5 protein-coding genes are annotated in these 5,900 nt (G+C 66.5%); 3 read left to right on the forward strand and 2 right to left on the reverse strand.

Annotation, left to right across the window (positions count from 1 at the left end; genetic code table 11):
* Positions 1–277 precede the first annotated feature (277 nt).
* Together VKH46_14325 and VKH46_14330 are read right to left on the reverse strand one after the other, a co-directional pair.
* Positions 278–643: a response regulator gene (locus VKH46_14325; GenBank protein HKB72021.1), complete on the reverse strand. Its 366-nt coding sequence runs from the start codon at positions 641–643 to the stop codon at positions 278–280.
* A gap of 47 nt (positions 644–690) precedes the next feature.
* A complete protein-coding gene (locus VKH46_14330; protein HKB72022.1) occupies positions 691–876 on the reverse strand; it encodes a hypothetical protein in 186 nt (61 codons plus the stop codon).
* A 90-nt stretch (positions 877–966) separates the two neighbouring features.
* Here VKH46_14330 and fdhD point away from each other — a divergent pair, with 90 nt between their 5' ends.
* The 3 genes from fdhD to fdxH form a co-directional block, all read left to right on the forward strand.
* Positions 967–1,812, forward strand: coding sequence for a formate dehydrogenase accessory sulfurtransferase FdhD (gene fdhD / locus VKH46_14335; protein ID HKB72023.1), 846 nt, complete (start codon positions 967–969; stop codon positions 1,810–1,812).
* A 134-nt stretch (positions 1,813–1,946) separates the two neighbouring features.
* Positions 1,947–5,027 (forward strand): formate dehydrogenase-N subunit alpha, encoded by a 3,081-nt coding sequence (gene fdnG / locus VKH46_14340; protein HKB72024.1) that lies wholly within the window; start codon positions 1,947–1,949, stop codon positions 5,025–5,027.
* A gap of 7 nt (positions 5,028–5,034) precedes the next feature.
* The coding region (gene fdxH, locus VKH46_14345; GenBank protein ID HKB72025.1) for a formate dehydrogenase subunit beta at positions 5,035–5,900 on the forward strand (866 nt) is incomplete at its 3' end.

Here is a 5,900-nt window from a genome sequence, read left to right on the forward strand (position 1 = left end):
CGGGCATCCGACCCGCGGCCGCGGCGTACCGATAAGCGTACGGTAAGGCCGCGGGTCGCGGTGCACGCGCCCGCCCGGCTCGATGCATCGCCGCGCCGGCAAGTACCGCGAATCGAGGAATTCCCCCGATCAGTTCTGACAATGGCGAGGCGCGGCGAGGCGCGAGCCCGGCGGGATGCGGGCATCCGACCCGCGGCCGCGGCGTACCGATAAGCGTACGGTAAGGCCGCGGGTCGCGGTGCACGCGCCCGCCCGGCTCGATGCATCGCCGCGCCGGCTACAGGTACTGGCGGACCGTCTCCAGCACCCGCGCAGGATCAACCGGCTTCGGAATCAACTCGTCGACGTCGAGCTCCACGGGGTCGACGCGCATGCGCTGCATCGCCGAGACCACCACGACCGGGATCGCGGCGAGGCCGGGATCGACCTTTCGCGCGCGCAGGAAACGCTCGCCGTCCATCACCGGCATCATGAGATCGAGGAGGATCAAGGCGGGTCGCAAACCGTTCTCGATCTTCTCGAGAGCGTCGCGGCCGTCCGTCGCGCCGACCGCGTGAACGCCCTCGTCTTCGAGGAGGAAGAGGAGAGCCTCGCGCACATCGTCATCGTCCTCGACCACGAGCACTTCGAACCGCCGCGGCATCGCGGCGTATGTTAACAGCACCGAAACCGCCCTCGGCGCGCCCCCGCTCAGTTGAGGGAACGACGGAATTCCGTCCGGAGCGTCTCGATCTCGGTGCGAATCCCCTGGAGGCGTTGCGACAGGACCTCGAGGTCTTCGTCGGCGAGCGCGGACGTGTTCCGCGCCGAGAGCTCGAGGAGCTCCGACGTCAGGGTCCGGAGCCGCTCGAGAATCGCCGCGTGCCGGTCGTCCATCACGATCTCCGCTCCGCGACGATGCCCTTTCGCTCCGCGCGGTGCCCCTGAAGTCTACGGCAACCCGGATTCGGGTCTACCATATTCGCGTTGGAATCCGTCGACCGCGAACGCATCCGGGCTTACGAAGAGGACCGCGAGGACGAGCGCGAGGACGCTCTCGCCGTCGAGGAGCCGCTCCTCGTCCGGATTCGCCGCGCCGGGGAAACCGGCGCCCGAATGTTTGCGACGACGATGCGCACTCCCGGGCACGACGAGGAGCTCGCCGCGGGGCTCCTCCACGGGGAGGGCGTGATCGAGCGCCGCGAGGACCTCCTCTCGGTCGCCCGGCCGGAAGAGCCGGGGCTCTCCGCGGAGAAGAAGGAGAACGCCGTCGTCGCGACTCTTTCCGCGGACGCCTTCGAGCGCGCGCGCAAGCTCGGCCGCGAGACCGTGACGTCCTCGGCGTGCGGCATCTGCGGCAGCCTGTCGATCGAGGAGGCGATCTCCCGGCGGCGGCTCCCGATCGCCTCGCCGCTCACCGTGACGCGCGAGCGGCTCTACGAGCTTCCCGGGCGGCTCCGCGAAAGCCAGTCGGTGTTCGCGGCGACGGGGGGCCTCCACGCGGCCGCGCTATTTTCCGGCGACGGAATCCCGGGAGCGGTCCGGGAGGACATCGGCCGGCACAACGCGACCGACAAGGTGATCGGCGCGGCCCTGTTCGAAGGCGAGCTGCCCCTCTCCCGCCGGATCCTCCTCGTCTCGGGGCGGGCGGGATTCGAGATCGTCCAGAAAGCCCATGCCGCCGGGATCCCGATCGTCGCGTCGGTTTCGGCGCCTTCGAGTCTGGCGGTCGCGCTCGCCGATTCGGCCGGGATGACCCTGATCGGCTTCCTGCGCGGCCGGCGATTCAACGTTTATGCCCATCCCGAGCGCGTCCGGGCGGCCGCCGGTTGAATCGACCCGTCCCCCGCAGCCAGCCGGCTTGATTCGACCCCCGACATTTTCGGCCCGCCCCCCTTGACAAACCGGTACGTAAGGTCTCGAATATTCGCACAGACGCTCAGTGGCGCCAGCCGAGGAGGACCGAAATGGAACTCTCGCGTCGAGGTTTTTTCAAGGCGACAACGATTGGGGGGACCCTTGCGCTCGGCTTCGACGTCTCGAAGGCGCAGGCGGAGGTGCGCGAGTTCAAGATCTCGCGCACGACGGAGACGCGAAGCACGTGCCCGTACTGCGCGGTCTCCTGCGGCGTGATCGTCCACACCCTCGGCGACAAGGCGAAGAACGCCACGCCGTCGGTCGTGCACGTCGAGGGAGATCCCGATCATCCGATCAACCGCGGGACTCTCTGCCCCAAGGGAACGACCCTGCGAGACGACATCAACAGTCCGAACCGGCTGAAGACACCCAAGGTGCGCCGACCCGGGTCGGACAAGTGGGAGGACATCTCCTGGGACGAGGCGATCGCCAAGATCGCCCGGCACGTCAAGGACACGCGCGACCGCTGCTTCGTGGCGAAGAACGCCAAAGGAGAAACGGTCAACCGCAATCCGGGCATCGGCATGATCGGCGGCTGCACCGACACGACCGAATTCAACTATCTCTACTGGAAGGCGGCGTCCGCCTGGGGGGTCCCGTACCGGGACACCCAGGCACGGGTTTGACACGGCCCCACGGTGGCCAGTTTGGCCGCCACGTTCGGCCGGGGGGCGATGACCAACGGATGGGTCGACATCAAGAATGCCGACGTCATCCTGTGCATGGGCGGCAACCCCGCGGAAAACCATCCCTGCGGCTTCAAGTGGGCGATCGAGGCCAAGCGCACCCGTAACGCGAAGCTCGTCTCCGTGGACCCCCGGTTCACCCGGACTTCGGCCGTCGCCGACGTCTATTCGCCGATCCGCACCGGCACCGACATCGCCTACCTCCTCGGGATCATCCGCTACGCGATCGCGAACAACCGCTTCCACGAGGACTACGTCAAGATCCACACGAATGCTCCCTACCTCATCAGCCCGAAATTCGATTTCCAGGAAGGGCTCTTCTCGGGGTTCGACGAGGGCAAGGGCGAATACGACAAGACCGCGTGGGCGTACGAGCCGGACCCGAAGACGAAGACCTATTCGACCGACCCGACGCTCCAGAACCCGCGCTGCGTCTTCCAGCTCCTGAAGAAGCACGTCGACCGCTACACGCCGGAGATGGTCGAGAAGATCTGCGGGACGCCGAAGGAGACGTTCCTGAAGGTCGCCGAGGTCGTCACCTCGACCGGCAACGCGGCCCGCGCCGGGACGATCATGTACGCCCTCGGCTGGACGCAGCATTCGATCGGCGTGCAGATGATCCGCACGGCCGCGATGCTGCAGCTGCTGCTCGGCAACGTGGGCCGGCCGGGAGGAGGCGTCAACGCCCTGCGCGGCCACTCGAACATCCAGGGCGCGACCGACACGGCCGGCGTCTTCGACATCCTTCCCGGGTATCTGAAGACCCCGCCGGGCGCGTCCCAGACGCTCTCGGCGTATCTCGAGGGCGCGACCCCCACGGTGCTCGGCAAACAGGCGTGGGCGACCATGAACTACTGGCAAAACTACCCCAAGTTCACGGTTTCGCTCCTCAAGGCTCTCTACGGGAAGAACGCGACGAAGGAAAACGAGTGGGGATACGCCTGGCTTCCGAAGGTCGACGGCAACTACTCCTGGATGTACATCTTCGACGACATGTACCGCGGCAACTCGATGCGTGCCGGCGGCAAGGAACCGGGACCGGAGGGCTTCTTCACGTTCGGCATGAATCCGGTCGGCATCGGGCCGAACTCGCCGAAGATGATCGCCGCGCTCTCGAAGCTCAAATGGCTCGTCGTCGTCGAGAACCACCAGATCGAGACGGCGACGTTCTGGAGGGCGCCGAAGGAGTACGGCACGCCGGACGCCTCGAAGATCCCGACCGAAGTCTTCATGCTCCCGGCGTCGAACTTCATCGAGAAAGACGGGTCGTTCACGAACTCCGCACGGTGGATCCAGTGGAAGTGGAAGGCGCTCGATCCGCCGGGGCAGATCAAGAGCGATCAGGAGATCCTGGCCCGGATCTTCCTCGCCGTGCGCGATCTCTACCGGAAGGAGGGCGGCGCGCTCCCCGAGCAGGTCGCCAACGTGGACTGGAGCTACTCCAATCCCGCTTCGCCGGACCTCTCCGAAATTCTCAAGGAGTTGAACGGCAAGGCGCTCGCCGACATCCCCGACCCCAAGGACAAGACGAAGCCGCTGAAGACGGCCGGCCAGCAGATCGACGGGTTCGCGCAGCTCCAGGACGACGGAACGACGATGTGCGGCAACTGGCTGATGTCGGGGGTCTTCACCGAAGCGGGCAACATGGCCCAGCGCCGCAGCCCGATCGACGACCCGAGCGGCCTCGGCATGTACCACAACTGGGGATTTTCGTGGCCGGCCAACCGCCGCGTCATGTACAACCGCGCTTCGGCCGACGCGCAGGGGAAGCCGTGGGACCCGACGCGCGTCGGCATCCAGTGGAACGGAAGCAAGTGGGTCGGCGACGTGCCCGACATGAAACCGGACGCTCCGCCCGGGACCTACGGCGCCTTCATCATGCTCCCGGAAGGCGTGGGCCGGCTCTACGCGCCGGTCTTGAACGACGGGCCCTTCCCGGAGCACTACGAGGCGGTCGAGGCGCCGGTCGAGAACACCCTGCACCCGAAAGTGACGTCGAATCCGGCTGCGAAGAAATTCAAGTCGGACAAGGACGTCTACGGAACCGCGAAGGATTTCCCGATCGTCTGCATGACGTACCGGCTGACCGAGATGTATCACTACTGGACCAAACACATCGACCGCCTGAACCAGCTCCAGCCCGGCTTCTTCATCGAGATACCGGAGGAGCTCGCGAAGGAGAAGGGGATCGCCAACGGCGGCCGCGCGCGCGTGACTTCGGCGCGCGGCTCCATCGAAGGGGTCGCGATGGTCACCAAGCGGCTCCGCCCGATGAAGGTCGACGGCAAGCCGATCTGGCAAATCGGATTCCCGCTGCACTGGGGCTACGAGGCGACGGCGGACCACACCGGTCCGCTCGCGAACTTCCTGACTCCGACCGCGATGGATCCGAACACCTGGACGCCCGAGTACAAGACGTTCCTCGTCAAACTCGAGAAAGCGTGAGGCGGCCATGAGTCTCGAAATTCGCCGCTCCTCCGCTGCCGTTCTCGGCAGCCTCTCGGGAATGCGAAAGCTCCCGACCGTCTCGAAGTACATCGACACGACGACCTGCATCGGCTGCAAGGCGTGCGAGGTCGCCTGCCAGGAGTGGAACGACCTTCCGGTCGTCGCGACGAAACAGGAAGGGTCTTACCAGACGCTTCCGACGCTCCACGCGCAGTACTGGAACCTGATCAAGTTCAGCGAACGCGACGTCGACGGCGGGATCGCCTGGCTCATGCGCAAGGACCAGTGCATGCACTGCGACGAGCCGGGCTGCCTCGCCGCGTGCCCGGCGCCCGGCGCGATCGTCCAGTACGCCAACGGGATCGTCGACGTCAACGCCGACCGGTGCATCGGCTGCGGCTACTGCGAGACCGGCTGTCCGTTCGACGTGCCGCGATTCCACAAGACGACCGGCAAGATGGCCAAGTGCACGCTTTGCGTCGATCGAGTGGAGGTCGGTCTCGAGCCCGCCTGCATCAAGGCGTGCCCGACCGGCTGTCTCCACTTCGGAACCAAGGACGACATGGTCGCTCTCGGGATGCTGCGCGTCGATCAGCTGAAGGCCAACGGGTTCGCGCAGGCCTCGCTCTACGATCCGAAGGGCGTCGGCGGCACGAGCGTCGTCACCGTGCTCGCGCACGGCGACCATCCCGACTGGTACGGGCTTCCGGCCGATCCGCACGTGCCGATCCTCGTCAAGTTCTGGAAGTCGGTCCTCCGGCCGCTCGGCGCCGCCGCGATCTTCGGCGCGGTGATCGGCGCGTTCGCGCACTTCACGAAGTACGGCCGCAAGGAAGCCGCCGGAACCGACGACGACGACACGAACCTCCC

The sequence above is a fragment of the Thermoanaerobaculia bacterium genome, assembly GCA_035260525.1.
Lineage (GTDB): Bacteria > Acidobacteriota > Thermoanaerobaculia > UBA5066 > DATFVB01 > DATFVB01.

What these genes read in the sequence shown, in the direction of transcription:
- VKH46_14325 (HKB72021.1), bottom strand. Translation starts at nt 643, where the DNA reads ATGCCGCGGCGGTTCGAAGTGCTCGTGGTCGAGGACGATGACGATGTG.
- VKH46_14330 (HKB72022.1), bottom strand. Translation starts at nt 876, where the DNA reads ATGGACGACCGGCACGCGGCGATTCTCGAGCGGCTCCGGACCCTGACG.